Origin of the sequence: Thiocapsa sp., from assembly GCF_035467215.1 — a bacterium.
In the GTDB taxonomy this organism is placed as follows: Bacteria; Pseudomonadota; Gammaproteobacteria; order Chromatiales; family Chromatiaceae; genus Thiocapsa.
The window spans coordinates 1-16840 of sequence record NZ_DATITZ010000317.1 but is presented as its reverse complement, the minus strand read 5'-3'; the positions used below and the strand labels follow the sequence as shown (position 1 = coordinate 16840).

General features: G+C 64.3%; 15 protein-coding genes and 1 pseudogene. 9 read left to right on the top strand and 7 right to left on the bottom strand.

Annotation, left to right across the window (positions count from 1 at the left end; genetic code table 11):
• The 5 genes and pseudogenes from VLR48_RS17160 to VLR48_RS17140 all read right to left on the bottom strand — a co-directional run.
• Positions 1-526 (bottom strand): annotated as a pseudogene (locus VLR48_RS17160) (pyruvate ferredoxin oxidoreductase); the annotation flags it as partial.
• A gap of 176 nt (positions 527-702) precedes the next feature.
• A complete protein-coding gene (locus VLR48_RS17155) occupies positions 703-1569 on the bottom strand; it encodes a (Fe-S)-binding protein (RefSeq protein ID WP_325292960.1) in 867 nt (288 codons plus the stop codon).
• 341 nt (positions 1570-1910) lie between these two features.
• Positions 1911-2828 (bottom strand): hypothetical protein, encoded by a 918-nt coding sequence (locus tag VLR48_RS17150; protein WP_325292959.1) that lies wholly within the window; start codon positions 2826-2828, stop codon positions 1911-1913.
• A gap of 23 nt (positions 2829-2851) precedes the next feature.
• Complete coding sequence (gene hisF, locus VLR48_RS17145; protein WP_325292958.1) at positions 2852-4441, bottom strand: imidazole glycerol phosphate synthase subunit HisF; 1590 nt, start codon at positions 4439-4441, stop codon at positions 2852-2854.
• 95 nt (positions 4442-4536) lie between these two features.
• Entirely contained in the window at positions 4537-5532 is a 996-nt protein-coding gene (locus VLR48_RS17140) for a MerR family transcriptional regulator (protein WP_325292957.1), read from the bottom strand.
• 332 nt (positions 5533-5864) lie between these two features.
• Here VLR48_RS17140 and VLR48_RS17135 point away from each other — a divergent pair, with 332 nt between their 5' ends.
• The 6 genes from VLR48_RS17135 (at position 5865) to VLR48_RS17110 (ending at position 11452) form a co-directional block, all read left to right on the top strand.
• Complete coding sequence (locus VLR48_RS17135) at positions 5865-6155, top strand: hypothetical protein (RefSeq protein WP_325292956.1); 291 nt, start codon at positions 5865-5867, stop codon at positions 6153-6155.
• A 357-nt stretch (positions 6156-6512) separates the two neighbouring features.
• Positions 6513-7565, top strand: coding sequence for a polyamine ABC transporter substrate-binding protein (locus VLR48_RS17130; protein ID WP_414718622.1), 1053 nt, complete (start codon positions 6513-6515; stop codon positions 7563-7565).
• Between the two features lie 21 nt (positions 7566-7586).
• Complete coding sequence (locus tag VLR48_RS17125) at positions 7587-8723, top strand: ABC transporter ATP-binding protein (protein ID WP_325292954.1); 1137 nt, start codon at positions 7587-7589, stop codon at positions 8721-8723.
• Between the two features lie 21 nt (positions 8724-8744).
• Positions 8745-9665, top strand: coding sequence for an ABC transporter permease subunit (locus VLR48_RS17120; protein ID WP_325292953.1), 921 nt, complete (start codon positions 8745-8747; stop codon positions 9663-9665).
• Complete coding sequence (locus tag VLR48_RS17115) at positions 9662-10465, top strand: ABC transporter permease subunit (RefSeq protein WP_325292952.1); 804 nt, start codon at positions 9662-9664, stop codon at positions 10463-10465. Before VLR48_RS17120 ends, VLR48_RS17115 begins: the two co-directional genes overlap by 4 nt.
• A gap of 411 nt (positions 10466-10876) precedes the next feature.
• Complete coding sequence (locus VLR48_RS17110; protein ID WP_325292951.1) at positions 10877-11452, top strand: hemerythrin family protein; 576 nt, start codon at positions 10877-10879, stop codon at positions 11450-11452.
• Positions 11453-11571: 119 nt separating this feature from the next.
• On the opposite strand, the gene lptF is transcribed toward VLR48_RS17110, so the two are convergent.
• Positions 11572-12702 carry an LPS export ABC transporter permease LptF gene (gene lptF / locus VLR48_RS17105; protein WP_325292950.1) on the bottom strand — a complete coding sequence of 377 codons (1131 nt, stop codon included), beginning with the start codon at positions 12700-12702 and terminating at the stop codon, positions 11572-11574.
• 37 nt (positions 12703-12739) lie between these two features.
• Positions 12740-15397, bottom strand: coding sequence for an aminopeptidase N (gene pepN / locus VLR48_RS17100; protein ID WP_325292949.1), 2658 nt, complete (start codon positions 15395-15397; stop codon positions 12740-12742).
• Between the two features lie 116 nt (positions 15398-15513).
• Between pepN and grxC the strand changes: the two genes are divergently transcribed.
• The 3 genes from grxC to VLR48_RS17085 are packed head-to-tail and all read left to right on the top strand — an operon-like array spanning position 15514 to position 16673.
• The gene (gene grxC / locus VLR48_RS17095; RefSeq protein ID WP_325292948.1) at positions 15514-15792 is read left to right on the top strand and encodes a glutaredoxin 3; all 279 of its coding nucleotides are present in this window, start codon (positions 15514-15516) and stop codon (positions 15790-15792) included.
• Complete coding sequence (locus VLR48_RS17090; RefSeq protein WP_325292947.1) at positions 15785-16198, top strand: RNA-binding S4 domain-containing protein; 414 nt, start codon at positions 15785-15787, stop codon at positions 16196-16198. Before grxC ends, VLR48_RS17090 begins: the two co-directional genes overlap by 8 nt.
• Before the next feature lie 7 nt (positions 16199-16205).
• Positions 16206-16673, top strand: coding sequence for a hypothetical protein (locus tag VLR48_RS17085; RefSeq protein WP_325292946.1), 468 nt, complete (start codon positions 16206-16208; stop codon positions 16671-16673).
• Positions 16674-16840 lie beyond the last annotated feature (167 nt).

Genomic DNA, 16840 nt, shown 5'->3' with positions numbered 1-16840 from the left:
TGAGGGTCAGCTCGGCGAGCTTGCGGGCGATCAGGTTGAGATCCGCCGCCTCTTGAGCGCTCTTGCCGAAGACCTGGGTGAATCCGGTATCGTCGATGCAGTGATAGTCGTCATGGGCGCAGTGGACGTTCAGGCTCGACTTGGTGATGGCGCGCGCACCGATATTCAGCACGTAGGGCAGACGCTTGCCCACGGCCGCATAAAGCGACTCGTGCATGAAGGCCACGCCCTGGGCGGAGGAGAAGTTCACCGCGCGCAGGCCGGTCATGGACATACCGGCGGTGACGGCCGCCGCGGCATGCTCGGATTCGGGCTCGACGAAGATCAGCGGATTTCCCGACACGTTGAGGTGGCCTTTGGCGACCTCCTCGGCCCAATACTCGCCCATCTGGGTGGACGGCGTAATGGGATAGGCGCCGGCCGCGTCGGAGGCTTCGCGCTCGCACATGATGACGGCGGTATTGCCGTCCATCGCCATCCGTGTGCCGGGATACTTGACCTGCTTCTCGTCCTTATTTCCGAACATGGGCTTTCCGAACATGGGGCTTCTCTGTGGTTGACCCGGCGGCCCGGCCACCGGCGATAAGCCGGGGCTCGAGGGCGCGACAGGGTGGATGCTTCGATTCTTCGCACAACTGATTCCGGGAACGACCGATTCCGGGGCGTGCCGATTGCAGCGGACGGCGGTCCCCGACCCAGGCGTCAAGCCAGCGGCAATGCCTCTTTGCGGATAACCTTTCTGGCGTCCTTCCCTTTAATGATCCGACCGTCCGGTTCGAGCCAAACGATGGCGCCGGTCGGACAGCGCTCGATGGCGACCTTCGAGGCGATCGCGTTTTTGGTGTAGTCCACGACGGCCAGATTGTCGCGAATCTCGATCAAACCCTCGGGGGAATCCAGCGCACAGCGTCCGCACGCCGTGCAGACGACATCGCATTCATGTTCGCCCTCGTCTCCCGGGTCCAGGTTCTTGCAGGCCACCCACAGGCGATGGCTGATGGCATGCAGGCTGAAGAGATCCTTCGGACAAATCGTGACGCAATCCCCGCAGGCCGTGCACTTGGAGGCATCGACGATCGGCAGACCGTGGCGATCGAGTCGGATCGCATCGAAGTCGCACACCTCGGCACAATCGCCCATCCCCAGACAGCCCCAGGAGCAACCCTTGCCGCCGCCGGAAACCAAGGCGGCCGCGCGGCAGGATTCGACACCGCCGTAGGAGGCCCGCATGAAGGCGACGTGGGCACCGCCGGCACAGGCCAGCCGTGCCACGCGCTTCTCGTCGGCGCCGAGGTCGACGCCCAGAAAATCGGCGATGAGCTTGTTCATCGCGGGCGAGTTGACGGTGCAGCGGCCGGGCGCAATCTCGCCCTTGACCAGCATCTCGGCGAACGGTCGACAGCCCGCGGTACCGCAGGCACCGCAGTTCGCGCGCGGCAGCAGGTCTTCGACCTGGTCGATGCGCGGGTCTTCGTAGACGTAAAGCCGCCGATTCGCCAGGATCAAGATCGTGGCGAGCAGTAGGCCGAGAGCGGCCATGAAGCCGACAGCGGTGAAGATGGATGCCATAAACTGCTCGATCAGGCAAAGGTCGGACGGAGATCCGGAGATGAGCCGGGCGCAGATTCGGACCTGCGACGCGATCGTTCGGTCGTGCCGCATCGCCTGAACGCGAGCACGGATTGACTGCCGTCCTAGAAGACTGTGCGAATTTTACGGAATTATGATCTATTAATTTTCATAATTCCGTAAATCGTTACTATTGGATATCAATAGAAGGCTTTGATCCAGATGTTTTTTTTGATCCAGCGCATGGAAGTGGCGAACTCTTTGGAACGCCCGCCTCGGCGGCCCGGCTCATCACTCCGCCCAAAGCGGCACGTGGCGTGCGGATCAGTCCGAGCGCAGCTTCACTCCACGCGCTCGATCACGTCCGTGACCAGACCGGTCTGCAGCGCGTCGGATAGCGAGATGAGAAGGATCTTATTGTTGGGCACGGATGCGGCGGCGATGGCGACATCCGGGTCGATGCCCATCTCGCGTAGATAGAGGAAGGCGTCGGCGACATAGAGCTGACCGCCCTCGTGGCTGCTGAAGCGCCTAGGAACCTTGCTCTGATGGATACCCAGCTTCGCATCGGGCGTGACGTAGCGTTCTGCGCCTCCCGCGAGGACATCGATGCAGGCCGAGGTGCAGGCCTGATCGACCGCGGTGCGCAGACCCATGGTACGCAGGTAGCGCCCGAGCTTGCGCGCCTCGAAGACCGAGCCTCCGGGGCTGTTGATCACAAGACCGACGGCACGTCCGCGGCGGAGCTCGCCGATAGTCTTCTCCGCGAATCCGTCGGCGATCTCGGCGCCGTCGATGCGCAGCCAATGCATCCGCAAGGTCCCGTCCGGCTCGAACCGAACCAAGGTCGAGGCCATTCCGGTCGCGTCGGAGACTTGCCGACAGGACTCGGTCGCGAATTCGAGGAGTGCCGATCCGCGCGAGTCGTACTCGACGACCAGCTGATTGGACCGCTCGATGATCGCATCGACCCGGAATCCGTACTTGTCGGCGGCGGCGATTACCGCCGAATCGGTCACGGCGACGTCGAGATTCTGCCCGACGCGCAGAAGATGGCATGCGGCGACCCTACTCAACCAATCGCCCCGGCTCATGCCTTGCGGAGGACGGGTCGAGCCGGGGATCGTATCGCGGCGCCCGTTGTCGGTTTGATCGGATGCCTGTCCGGACCTCGGCTCGGCCATCTGGCCGGGAACGGCGCAGCCGACGAGGACGCCGAACGAGACACCCAAGAGGACGCGCGCGAGCGTTCGGACCATCGGGCTGTCGTGCCCCCTTCTCATCAGGCCCGGATCTCGATCCCCCGGGCGAGGAGATAGGATTTGACCGCCTGAATCGGCACCTCGCGCCGGTGAAAGATCCCCGCAGCCAGCGCCGCTTCGACATCCGTCGCCGCGAAGACCTCCGCGAAGTGCTCGACACAGCCGGCACCGCTCGAGGCGATGACCGGGATACCGACCGCCGACCTCACGGCCCGAACCAGCTCGAGATCGAAGCCGGCACCCGTGCCGTCGCGGTCGATCGAGTTGAGCAGGATCTCGCCGGCCCCCAGGATCTCGCAGACCCGCGCAAGCTCCACGGCGTCGACGTCGCGACCCTCGCGTCCGCCCTTGACCGTGCATTGAAACCAACAGTAGCGCTCGCCGTCGGGCCCGGGCGTCGCGGTTTCGACGGTGTGATGGTGCGTCTCCTCGGGGGATCGGACATAGACACGACGCGGATCGATGGAGATCACCACCGCCTGGTTGCCGTAGACCCGCGCGATCTGCTCGATGGCCGTGCTGCCGTCTTTGGCGCCGCGCTGCAGATAGCATTCGACGGCCTCGACCGCATCCGACCCGATCGAGATCTTGTCGGCCCCGGAGCGGAAATAGGCGTCGGCCACGTCCAATGCGGAATAGTCGTTCCCGCGGGCATCGCGAAAGGCACGGATCCCTCCGCCGATGGTGAGCGGCACGAAGACGCGCTCGGAGGTCCGTTCGAGGACCTCGAGCATCGGCTGATCGGCGAGCGGGAAATCGCGGAAGGCGGTGATGTTCAGGAAGGTGATCTCGTCGGCGCCTTCCTCGTAGTAACGCTGCGCCAGCTCGACCGGCTTGCCGAGATTGCGGACCTCGCCGGCCTCGCGCACATCGTACTGATCGCCCTTGGTGACGACCAGATCACCGGCATCGTTGGTGCGTACGTCCAGACAGGCAATGATGCGCTTGGCCAGATGTGTCGGGCTGCGATCGGTCGAGGGGGTCGTCGTGGCGATCGGCTGCTCGTCTCCGGCAAGAAAGCGTCGCAGCAGCCGCAACCCGGCGTTTGCGCTCTTCTCGGGATGAAACTGCACCGCGGAGATCCGTCCTCGCTCGACGGCGCTCAGAAACGGCCGGCCATAATCCGTCTCGGCGAGCTGCCACGCCAGGTTCTCGGCGGTCGGTTCGGCATAGTAGGAATGCACGAAGTAGAGCTTCTCTCCGGCATAGTCGGCGAACAAGGGTGAGTCGCGCTTCGCGCGCACGTCGTTCCATCCCATGTGCGGGACGGCGAGCGCGCCCGCGTCGAAGCGGCGTATCCGGCCCGGAATGATCCCGAGCCCGGGCACGTCGGGCGACTCGTCGCTGCCTTCGAAGAGCGCCTGCAGGCCGATGCAAATCCCGAGATACGGCCGACCCGCCGCAAGATACTCGCGCAAGGGTTCTATGTAGCCCAACGCCTGCAGGCGCTGCATCGCCGCCCCGAAAGAGCCGACGCCGGGAAAGATGAGCCGCTCCGCTTTGAGGATATCCGCAGGGTGCTCGATCTCGGTCAATGAGAATCCCAGGGAATGGATGGCATTGCGGAGGCTACGCACATTGCCGGCGCCGTAGTCGAGCAGGGAAATCATGGGTCGGAATCCGAGGCGTTCGTGTTGATGCCGTGGCCGCGGGTCGCTGGACCCGCGGACTAAACCGCTATCTTAGCGCTATCGGGCAGTCGGATTCAGATTTCTCGATCCGAGGTGTCGAGCAGGATCCCCTCGGCCGCCACCACACGCGCCAGCGCGACCTCCATCATGGCACGTGCCTGTGCGGTCGCCGCGTGGAGATAGGCGTGCAGGGCCGCGTCCTCGGCGTTGCGGTCCTCGCATTCGGCGCTGTAGTTCTCGAAGGCGTTCAGGGAGAGCACCAAATCCACCAGGTGGTGCGGGCACTCGCAGCGCACGCTCGGCGAGGCGGTGGCGATCCGCAGCAGATCCGCGTCGGCAAAGCGCCGCGGCGGGATCGGCAAGGACAGGTCGAGCGCGGGCGCCTGCGCAGCCTGTGCCGGTGCCCTCGCAAATTGGCCCATGCACCATTGGCGCAGCTCCTGTAGATCGACCGGCGCGCGCTTCGGAGTCAGCCTACGGGCATCGAGTCGCTCGATCGTGGACCGAGTTGCAAAGCTGTAGACGATGATCGCACGGGCCGCGCCGCATGCTGCAACCAGCTCGCCGATCTCGCGCACCTGGTCACCTTGGATCGTCGGGTACTCGAGCACGGCGACGTCCGGTGTGATCGGCGCAGGCTCTGCAGCGAGAAACGCCCGACGCGAATCGAACAGCCCGACGATGTCGATGTCGCCTGCCCCCGAGATCGGACCCTCGCGCCTGAAGCGCTCGGCGAGCGACGACCCGATCACCAGTACCCGACACGGGCGCTCGGGTGCACCCGCAGGCTCGGGCAGATCCGTTCCGCGGATCCGCTCGCGCAGTTGATCGAGGCTCAGGTTTGCGACACTGCTGATCGCATCGCCCCGATCGACCAAGCGCTTGATGAGGGTTAAGCGACTCACGTCGTCCGTCCCGTAGAGACGCGTGCCGGACTCCGAACGAAGCGGCGCGACCACGCTGTAGCGGCGCTCCCAGACGCGCAGTGTATCGGCCGGAACCCCGGTCAACCGCGATACGGCGCCGATGCGATAGGTGTGACCCGGTAGGGCGGCATCCTGGTCGGTCAATGCGGTCTCCTTCGTGGTGATCAGCTGTTCATGTTTTGTTTATGCTTTAGCCTTGACAAGGATCAGAAGCACCGCTAATGTTGACCCATAAAGTTGGACATTAACCGTTCACCTTCAGTCCTGACCCCACGAGAAATCTCGTCGGAGGTGGCGATCCGGTGCGGAGCGAGCCCGACCGTAAGTGCATAGTGGGAGTGTGCGAGCCGCCGTCCAAGTCTTGTCCATGCTCGACGCGAACATGATTGCAGCCAGAAGACCGACGGCTGCGGATGGATCGCGATGAGTCCACCGATTCGATCCTTATTCCATGTCGACAGCCAGGAGAAAACGCCATGCAGCTTCAGCAGACCCGAGCCCTCCGCGACACCTTTGACGTGGACATGCCGCTTCACCCGGAGACCCATTCGTACGAGGACGTCGCGACGCTGGTCGAACGCTTTCTGATGAGTATCGATGCCCATCGGCGAGACTCTCGGGACTTAGCACCCGGCGATGTGCTTCAAGCGCTGTCGATCGTCACCGCAGTGCAGATGGCCAAGGGCGAGGCGACCGAACGCTTCGGATCCGGCCTTCAGATCGAGTTGCGAGCCCTGTCGGTCGAGGCTGCGACGGCACGCACCTAAACCGGGCCCGGTGCAGTATGCGTGATTTGGTCGAGCTGCTCCGCCGCGCCGGCTCCGACGACTGTCGGAGCCGGCGGGGCTTCGGTGAGCGCGGGCGGGCCACCCGGTAGGCCCGGCCCGCTCGGACGACCGCGGCAGCTTCGTCTCGGCACGCCTCTCGAACCATTCGGGAGGTTCCCATTGCAACCGAAACCGCGCCGCTCACACTGAAAATCGACACCCGCTCGACGAATCTGAAGTAGCATTGCAGACCTATCGACGCCGGCCTTCGGCGCAACCTCCAAGTCATTACTCCTCGGGGACTGTATGCAACGCGCCTCCACCGCCCTCGTGCTTGCTTCGACACTCACCTTGCCGATGATCTCGCCCGTCGCCGGTGCCGACGAGACCCTGCATCTCTATAACTGGAGCGATTACGTCGCCGAGGACACGCTCTCCGGCTTCGAGGCCGAAACCGGGATCAAACCGCGCTTGGATGTCTACGACTCCAACGAGGTCCTCGAGGCGAAACTCTTCGCCGGCAGCAGCGGCTACGACCTGGTCTTCCCGACCGCACGACCCTTTGCCGCACGTCACATCGCGGCCGACCTCTATCTGCCGCTGGACAAGTCCAAACTCTCGGGTCTGGACCAGCTCGACCCGGCGATCATGAGCCAACTCGCGAGCATCGACCCCGACAACGCCCACCTGGTGCCCTACATGTGGGGAACCACCGGCCTCGGCATCAATCGCGACAAGGTCCAGGCCGCCTTGGGCGAGACCGCGGACCTCGACACCTGGGCGCTGGTCTTCGATCCGGAGACCGCAGCCAAGCTCGGCGCATGCGGGATCAGTCTGCTCGACGACCCCACCGAGGTCTATTCCGCCGCCCTCGCCTATCTGGGCAAGGATCCGAACAGTCTCGACAAGGCCGATCTCGACGCCGCCTCGGCACTGATCAAGGCGATCCATCCGCATGTGCGTTACTTCCACTCCTCGCAATACATGAGCGACCTGGCCAACGGCGATCTCTGCGTCGCCATGGGCTACTCGGGCGATGTCTTTCAGGCACAGTCGCGCGCCGAAGAGGCCGGCAAGGGCGTGGTCATCGACTATGTCATCCCGCGTGAAGGGGCGGCGGTCTGGACCGACGTGATGGCGATCCCGAAGGACGCACCCAACCCGGCGGCGGCCCATGCCTTCATCGCCTACATGTTGCAGCCCGCCGCCATTGCCGCGGTCTCCAACGCCGTCTACTACGCCAATCCCAATCTCGCGGCCACGCCGCTCCTGGACGAAGCCGTTCGGGAGGATCCGGCAATCTATCCGCCGGCCGAGGTCAAGGCGCGTCTCTTCGTGCCCTCGGAGCGCAGCGACCGGGAGATCCGCGATCTGAATCGTCTCTGGACGCGCCTCAAGGCGAATCGCTGACCGGGCTCGGAGTCCTCGCCGATGGCGACACTTGCCGAGCGCCGTTCGCTCGAGCCTTGGCAGGATCCCAAGGCCGTCCCCTACCTGCGCATCGATCGGGTCACCAAGAAGTTCGACGACGTCTATGCCGTCGACGACGTGAGTCTCGACATCTTCCAGGGCGAGTTCTTCTCCCTGCTCGGCAGCTCGGGCTGCGGAAAGTCCACACTGCTGCGTATGCTCGCCGGGCTCGAGTATCCGAGCAGCGGACGCATCTACATCGACGGTGTGGACGTCACGGATGTCCCCGCCTACTCGCGGCCGGTGAACATGATGTTCCAGTCCTACGCCCTCTTCCCGCACATGAGCGTGGAGCAGAACGTCGAGTTCGGGCTCAAGCAGGATCGGCTGTCGAGGCGCGAGCGCGACGAGCGTGTCGGCGAGATGCTCGAGCTGCTGAAGATCACCGAGCTGCGCAAACGTCGGCCCGACCAGCTCTCGGGAGGACAGCGCCAGCGCGTCGCACTCGCCCGCAGTCTGGCCAAACACCCGAAGCTCTTGCTGCTCGACGAGCCGCTCGGTGCACTCGACAAGCGCCTGCGCGAGAACACCCAATTCGAGCTGGTCAACCTTCAGGAGCGTCTCGGCATTACCTTCGTGACCGTCACGCACGATCAGGAAGAGGCCATGACCATGTCCACGCGCATCGCCGTCATGGATGCCGGTCAGATCATGCAGGTCGACACCCCGACGGCCATCTACGAGTTCCCGACCTGTCGCCTGGTGGCCGAGTTCATCGGCTCGATCAACCTATTCGAAGGCAAGGTCGTTGCCACCGAGGGCAACGAGGTGCTGGTCGAGACCCGCGTCGGCCGCCCCATGCGCATGCGCAGCTTCCATCCGATGGTGCTCGGCACGCCGGTCACGGTCGCGGTGCGACCGGAGAAGATGCGGCTCTGTGCAGACTTCCGAAACGACGGGGTCAATCAGCTCAAGGGCCGGGTGGAGGACATCGCCTATCTCGGCGACGTGTCGATCTACCGCATCCGTGTCGGCGACGGTGCCTTGGTCGAGATGACCTTGACCAACGTCCAACCGCGCACCGAGCAGGCGCTCACCTGGGAGCAAGAGGTCGCCATCGAGTGGTCGCCGACCAGCGGCGTGGTCCTCACCGAATAGACCGCAGACCCATCGAGCACCATGCCCGCACCGCCCCCGAATCGCGCCAAACACGCGCATCGCACGAGCCGCCTGGTCAACATCGGCATCCCCTACCTGTGGCTGGGGCTCTTCTTCCTCCTGCCTTTCGCCATCGTGCTGCAGATCAGTCTGGCCGAGCCGGCGCTCGCGCAACCGCCCTACACCGCGCTCTGGCAATGGATCGACGAGGGTCTGCTGCGCATCGAGATCAATCTGCGCAACTTCACGATGGTCGCGGAGGACGACCTCTATCTGAGTGCCCTGCTCAACTCGCTGCAGGTCGCCTTCATCTGCACCCTGCTCTGCCTGCTCCTGGGTTATCCGATGGCCTATGCCATCGCGACCGCACCAGAGCGTTGGCGGATCATCCTGTTGATGCTGATCGTGCTGCCCTTCTGGACCTCCTTCCTGATCCGTGTCTATGCCTGGATCGGGATCCTCAAGTCCAATGGTCTGCTCAACGATCTTCTGATCTGGCTTGGTCTGATCGACACGCCCTTGGCAATCCTGCACACTAATACGGCCATCTATATCGGCGTCGTCTACTCCTACCTGCCCTTCATGATCCTGCCGCTCTACGCGAATCTAACGCGGCTCGATCCGGGCCTGCTCGAGGCTGCGGCTGATTTGGGTTGCCGACCCATGCGGGCCTTCCTGCGGGTCACCCTGCCGCTCTCGATGGCCGGCATCGTCGCCGGCAGCATGTTGGTGTTCATCCCGGTCGTGGGCGAGTTCGTGATCCCGGACCTACTCGGCGGACCCGAGAGCCTGATGGTCGGTAAGCTGCTCTGGACCGAATTCTTCTCCAACAAGGATTGGCCGCTCGCCTCGGCGCTCGCGATCCTGCTGCTCGCCCTGCTGGTGGTGCCCTTCGTCATGATGCAGCGTCTGCAACAGCGCATGGAGGGAAGCCGTCCATGAGCCGTCGACGCTGGCCGTTGCTAACGGTACTCGCCTTCGGCTATGCCTTTTTGTATGTGCCGATCCTGCTGCTGATCATCTATTCATTCAACGAGTCGCGCTTGGTGACCGTTTGGACCGGATTCTCGACCAAGTGGTACGTCGAGCTCTTTCGCAACCAGCAGCTGCTTGATGCCGCCTGGCTGAGCGTGCGCATCGCCGCCGTGAACGCGACCCTGGCGGTCGTGCTCGGGACCCTGGCGGCCAACGCCTTGGTGCGCCATGGCAGGTTTCGCGGACGCACCGGATTCGAGCTGCTGCTCACCGCCCCGCTGGTCATGCCGGATGTGATCATCGGGCTTTCGCTGCTGCTGCTCTTCGTGGCGATGCAACACACCATCGGCTGGCCCGACCGTCGCGGTTTCACGACCATCACGATTGCCCATGTCACCTTCAGCATGGCCTATGTCGCCGTGGTGGTGCGTGCGCGCCTCTCCCAGATGGATCGATCGCTTGAGGAAGCGGCGATGGATCTGGGCGCCCGGCCGCTGCGCGTCTATCTGACGATCACGCTCCCGCTGATTGCCCCGGCACTGCTCTCGGGTTGGCTGCTCGCCTTCACGCTCTCGCTCGACGACCTGGTCATCGCCAGCTTCGTCGCGGGTCCCGGCTCGACGACCCTGCCGATGGTGATCTATTCGAGCGTGCGGATGGGGGTCTCCCCGCAGATCAACGCGCTGGCGACCATCATCGTCGCGGTCGTCACGCTCGCGGTCGTGATCGCGGGAATCTCGCTGCGCCGAGGCCCCGAGGCACGGTGAGTGGATGTCCGCAGGGGGGCTTGTGCTGGACATCCGGCGTCGGCAATGCCGTCGACTTCAAGTCACCCTCACCGCCCGCGCGGCCGCGCGGAGGTTCGTCCGCTCGCGCGGATCGAGACAGGCCCCTCGGCGAATTGATTCAGGATAAGGATCGATCCCGTCGGCCGGCCTATGGTGTCGCCCGCACTCACAGGTCTCTCGAGGGGTCGAGACCTTGGCTCGGCTGGAGGGGTTGAGCTGGATGGGTCGATCAGGAGCGGGTGCAAGGCAAGACGATCGGGACGTGCGCATCACGCCGCCCGGACGAAGGTTTGATCACGACGGCCTGACGGATCCGTCTGAAGGGGCGCCTCCTGCGCGATGCCCTTCAGCGACTCCTCGAATCCATCGGCCGCAGTCGAGGAGGTCATGATGAATCGGCATACGCGTCACGCCACCGGCTCGCTGCCCGTCGGCCAGGCTCGGTCGGATCGGCTCGAGAGCCCCGTCGCTTCGCGAGAAACCCAGACGTCGAGGATACTCGAGCGTCCCGAGCAGACCCCGCTGGTGTGGCGGGACGAATGGTGCATGGGCATCCCTGCATTGGACGCCGACCACCGTCGGCTCGTCGTCCTGGTGAATGAGTTGCTCGCCAGCCGACCCCGGTCGGAGCTGAATCCCGCCGGAATCGGCGATGATCGGGACCCTGACGCCGCCGACAGCGAGCCCCTCGCGCGTTTCGAGGCCCTCTTGGATCACCTGAGGCATCATTTCAAACGCGAGGAAGCGATCATGCTGTCGATCGATTACGACGATTTCCAGACCCACAAATGCGAGCACAGCCTGCAGTTGGCGGAGCTCACGGAGCTTCGCCGGCAGGCGGTGCGCGATCACGGCAACGCCTTCAGCCATGAGTCGCTGCAGTGGGTCAAACGCTGGTGCTTCGATCATTTCGTTGCCGAGGACCAGCGCCTTGCCCGCGCCTACGCGGAGGTGACGCGTCCCTGAGGTGCCTACGGAAACGATCAATGACCGGTTCGTAATTTAAACCGCGCCGGTTGCAGCGGCGGTCAAGTCTGCCGGGGCCGATCCCATCCAAAAGCATTGCATACCGGGCTGGGCGCAGTTTAACCCGGCTGCTCGCCGAGCCGCCCGTTCGGCCCGCCTGAAACGCGTGCGATCATGCGCTTGAGCCAAAGGCTCTCGGGGAGCAAGACCAGATAGACGATGCCGAGGATCACGAACTGGTACCAGAAGCTCGTCAACCAGACCGGGGTCACGCCTGTCGCAAGCCAATTCTCCGCGAGGCGCTGCAGGTTAAAGAAGCTGAAATAGGCCAAAAAGGCAAGGGATAGGCGACCGGAGCTGCGCTGGCGCGGAGAGAGCGCCACCAACGGTATCGCGACGACGGTGAGAACCATGATCGCCAGTGGCGCGGCCAACCGGTGCTCGAGCTCGGCACGGTCGGGAAGCTCCGGCGACGCCAAGAGGTCGAGAGAGGGCGTGGTGGAGCGCTTGGAGATCACGCCCTGCGCGGCGCCGGACGCCCGGATGCGAATCCGATACTCCTCGAACTCGCCGATCATGAAGGCCGCCGAACCCGGATCGCCGTCGAAGCGGTGCCCGCTCGACAGGGTGACGATATGGTCGCCCGTACCCTCCTCGATCCGATGTCGCCCGTCACGACTCACCACCAGACGGGCGGTGTCCTCGCGACGGTCGAGGATAAAGACATCGCCGAGCGACTGCTGTCGGTCGATGTCGCCGATATAGAGCACCAGCTCCCCGCCTTGCTCGAAATAGAACCGACCCGGTTGAAGCCCCGCGATCTGTGCCGCCTGCTCCTTCTGCTGCATCCGGATCTGATGGATCCCGGCGGCCGCCCAAGGCTGCAGGATCAAGGAGATCCAGGCGGTGACCAAGGCGACCGGCACGGCAAGGAGGAGCAACGCCCGCAACACACGTTGCGGACCGATACCGCAGGCACTCATGGCGATCAGCTCGCTGTCGCGCGAGAAACGGCTCAAGGTCACCAGCAGTGCCAGGAAAAAGGCCGGCGGCAGCAGGTTCGGCATGTCGCGCACGACCTGGAAGCCAAGAAACTTGATCACCAAGTGCGCGCTCAACGCCCCGACGTTCACCTCCTCGAGCGTGCGTAAAAAAAGCATGCTCGCGACCACCAGCACCAGGATCGCCACGATGGCGGAGAAGACCTTGGCGGCTTCCGAGAGCAGATAGCGATCGACGATTCCGAGCATGCGGTTCTCTAAGGCGTCATCCGGAGTTCACGAGGCGTCATCGGACAGGATGCTCGGGATCCTCCACCGCCTTCGAGGCGACCTCGTAGGTGTCGCTGGAGAGCTCCTCGGCTGCGAGGATGCGCTCGATCTCGGCGCGCATCAGCGCCTGACGGTCCGCGTCGTAGCGGCGCCACCGGATGAGCGCCTTGAGCAGCCGCGCCGCGATCTGCGGATTGAGCGGGTCCAGCTCCAGCACCCGGTCGGCGAGGAATCGATAGCCGCTGCCGTCGGCGGCGTGGAATCGTGCCGGATTGGCCGTGCAGAAGGCACCGACGAGGCTGCGCACCCGATTCGGATTGCGCAGCGAAAAGTCCGGGTGCAGAAGCAGGCCGGTCACGGCGCCCAAGGTGCCTTCGCGGCTGCTGGTCGCCTGGACACTGAACCACTTATCGATCACCAAGGGCTCCTTGGACCAGCGTCGGTAAAAGGCATCCAGTGCGCGCGGGCCTTCCTCGCCGCCGTGATCCACGAGCAGACGCAGCGCGGCGATGGCGTCCGTCATGTTTCCGGCATCGGCGAACTGCGCGCGGCAGAGCGCAAGGCCTTGCGCGTTGCCTGCAGCCATGAGGTAGCTCAGAGCGAGGTTCTTGAGTGCACGCCGGCCGATCGCTTCGGGTGTCGGCGCATAGGGCTCGGTGTCGGCGTTGTCGCGATAGACGCGCAACAGCTCCTCGGCGAGCCGCTCGCCGAGCATGCGCTGGAGCGCCTTGCGGGCCCGGTGAATCCCCGCCACGTCGACGGTGTCCATCTGATCGCCGAGCGACGACTCGGAGGGGAGCGTCAGCACCTCGGCCAGCAGGGCCTTGTCGGTCTCCGGGTCCGTCAGGGCGCCGCGAAAGGCGTCGACGAAAGGGGCCGGAACCTCGGCCGCGGGATCCGCCGTCATCGTCGAGAGGACACGCTGCATCAGGATACGCGCGGCATTCCAGCGCGAATATCCATCGCTGTCGTGACGCAACAGGAAAAGCAGCTCCTCGTCGCCGTAGTCGAACCTCGGCTGCACCGGAGCGGAAAATCCGCGCAGCAGAGAGGGCACCGGCCGGACAGGAATGTCCACGAAGCACAGACGCGTCTCCCAATCGCGCACCTCCAGGACACGCGTCCCCGGATCCCCGGGGTTCGGTTCCCCCTCGAGGCGAAGCGCAAGCTCCCGTCCGTCCGGACCCAGCAGAGCGATCGCCAGCGGAAGATGCAGCGGATCCTTCTCGGGCTCGCCCGGCGTCGGCGCGATCTCCTGGCGAATCAGCAGACTGTAGGTCGCCCGCTCCGCGTCGTGCGTAGCCTCGATGTGCAGGCAAGGGGTCCCGGCTTGAGAGTACCAGCGGCGAAACTGCATGAGATCGCGCCCGCTCGCATCCTCCATGCAGGCGACGAAGTCATCCGTCGTCACGGCGTGGCCGTCATAGCGCGTGAAATACAGATCGGTCGCCTTGCGGAACAACTCCGGGCCGAGCAAGGTCGCCTGCATCCGCACCAGCTCCGCACCCTTGTTGTAGACGGTCGCGGTGTAGAAATTGTTGATCTCGACATAGGAGTCGGGCCGCACCGGATGCGCCATCGGACCGCTGTCCTCGGGGAACTGATGGGCCTGCAGCAGGCGTACGTCGGCGACACGCTTCACGCCGCGCGAGCCGACATCGGCCGAGAACTCCTGATCCCGATAGACGGTGAAGCCTTCCTTGAGACTGAGCTGAAACCAGTCGCGGCAAGTGATGCGGTTGCCGCTCCAGTTGTGGAAATACTCATGCGCGATGACGCCCTCGATACCCTGAAAGTCGTCGTCCGTGGCGGTGTCGGCGCGCGCCAGCACGAACTTGTCGTTGAAGACGTTGAGGCCCTTGTTCTCCATGGCCCCCATGTTGAAATGACTCACCGCCACGATCATGTAGACGTCCAGATCGTATTCCCGACCGAAGCGCTCCTCGTCCCACCGCATCGCCTTCTTCAACGACTGCATGGCGTGGTCGCAGCGGTCCAGGTTGTGCGGCTCCACGAAGATCTGCAGCACGACGTCGCGGCCCGATGCCGTCGTGAAGCGATCCTCGATCGCACTCAGGTCGCCCGCGATCAAGGCAAAGAGGTAGCTGGGCTTGGGGAAGGGGTCCTCCCAGGAGACCAAGTGTCGGCCGTCGTCAAGCAGGCGCTCCTCGATCCGGTTGCCGTTGGACAGGAGCACGGGGAAGCGTTCGCGATCGGCGACGAGTGTGGTCCGATAACGGGCCATCACATCGGGGCGATCCAGGAAGTACGTGATGCGCCGAAACCCCTCCGCCTCGCACTGGGTGCAGAGCATGTCGCCGGACTGGTAGAGCCCCTCGAGCGCGGTGTTGAGGTTGGGATGGATGCGCACGCGCGTGTCGAGCCGGAAACGGTCCGGAACCCGGTGCACCGTGAGCGAATCGGGTTCCACGCGGTACTCGGCAGGCAGGAGGATATGCCCGTCGAGCGCCACCTCCTCCAGATCCAGTTGCTCGCCGTCGAGCCTGAAGGTCCCGTCGCCGCGGGTCGCCGCCGGATTTCGGCGCACCTGCAGGCTGGCCTCCACGCGGGTGCGATCCGGGTCAAGCTCGAATCTAAGATCGACATGGTCGATCAGGAACTCGGGCGGGCGGTAGTCTCTGCGATGAATCGGGTGCGGCGTGTCGCGGTACATGATGGTCCTGCTCCAGATTCAAGGTCGGGTTGACGGCCGGCACCCCGGACGGCGAAGCTTCGCCATCATCTCCAAACCGTCGTTGAACGTCCACCGTCTGCAAGGTGAAGACCGCGATGCCTCATATCACCATGTACACCACGATGATTTGCCCCTACTGCTCGCGCGCACGCCACTTGCTCCAGCGCAAGGGTGTCGATTTCGAGGAGATCTCGGTCGAGGGCGACCGCGAGCAGATGGCGATCATGCGCCGGCGCAGTCGCCGGCATACGGTGCCTCAGATCTTCATCGACGACCGCCATATCGGCGGTTACGACGATCTCGCGATGCTCGATGCACGCGGCGAGCTCGATCCTTTGCTCGTTCCGGTCGATGCGCGATGCGCCGATGAGTGAAGGCAGCGGCTCGCCGGAAAGCGTTCGTCTGGACAAATGGCTCTGGGCGGCACGCTTCTTCAAGACCCGCCATCTCGCCGTCGAGGCCATCAACGGCGGCAAGATCAAGGTCAACGCGCTGCGTGCCAAGCCGGCGCGGGCGATCGCGATCGGCAACCGTATCGAGATCCACAAAGGCGGTCTCGTCTGGAACATCGAGGTCCTCGGCCTGAGCAAGCAACGCCGCTCGGCCACTGAAGCGGCCTTGCTCTACCGTGAGGACGAGGCAAGTCTACTCAAACGCCAGGAGATCGTGCGCGAGCGCCGCGACACCGGCGTCGGTGCAGGCGACGCATCCGGGCGCCCCACAAAACGCGATCGCCGCCTGATTCAGCGCTTCAAGATTCCTACCGATTCAGGGAGTTGACAGACACTTGGACAACGATGCCTTTCGCCGAACCTATCGCGCCATCAACGAGCGCTATTGCGCCTACGAGAAAGGCATCCTGACCAATCAGTGCCGCTGTTCGGAGGCCGAAAAATTCTGTATCGCCGAACGCGAGGGCGTGCATTGCGGCTCCGACGAGGCGCAGGAGACCTGCATCGCCCTGCTCGATCTCCTGCGCCGGCAGGCCAGGTTCGCACTCAAAACCGACGACCCGCAGCGCGCGCTGCCCCATGCGAAGGCGATGCGCCTACAGATCGGCGGCCTGCGCGGCATCGCTGTCGCACTCGATCCCGAGGCGCCTGCCCCCGCCGAGATCGCCGACGTGCGCGAACTGATCCTCGCCGCCATCGCGCGTTTCGGCGCCCTCGAGCACCTGCCCTTTCCGCAAATCATGCAGCAGATCGCGGCCTATCGAGCGCTCCGCAGACGGCGAGGATCCAACGCCCCCAAATAAACACCAAAAAATCAGAAACGTAGGATGGGTAGAGCGCAGCGAAACCCATCCTCCAAACCACCGCGTTGCCGGGACTCGGTCCGATACACTTGTCGCGGGCTGGATCGGGTCAGAGGGGCCGAAGCCCCGTCTGCCCACAGAACCGTGCGTACGGGTCCGTACACGGC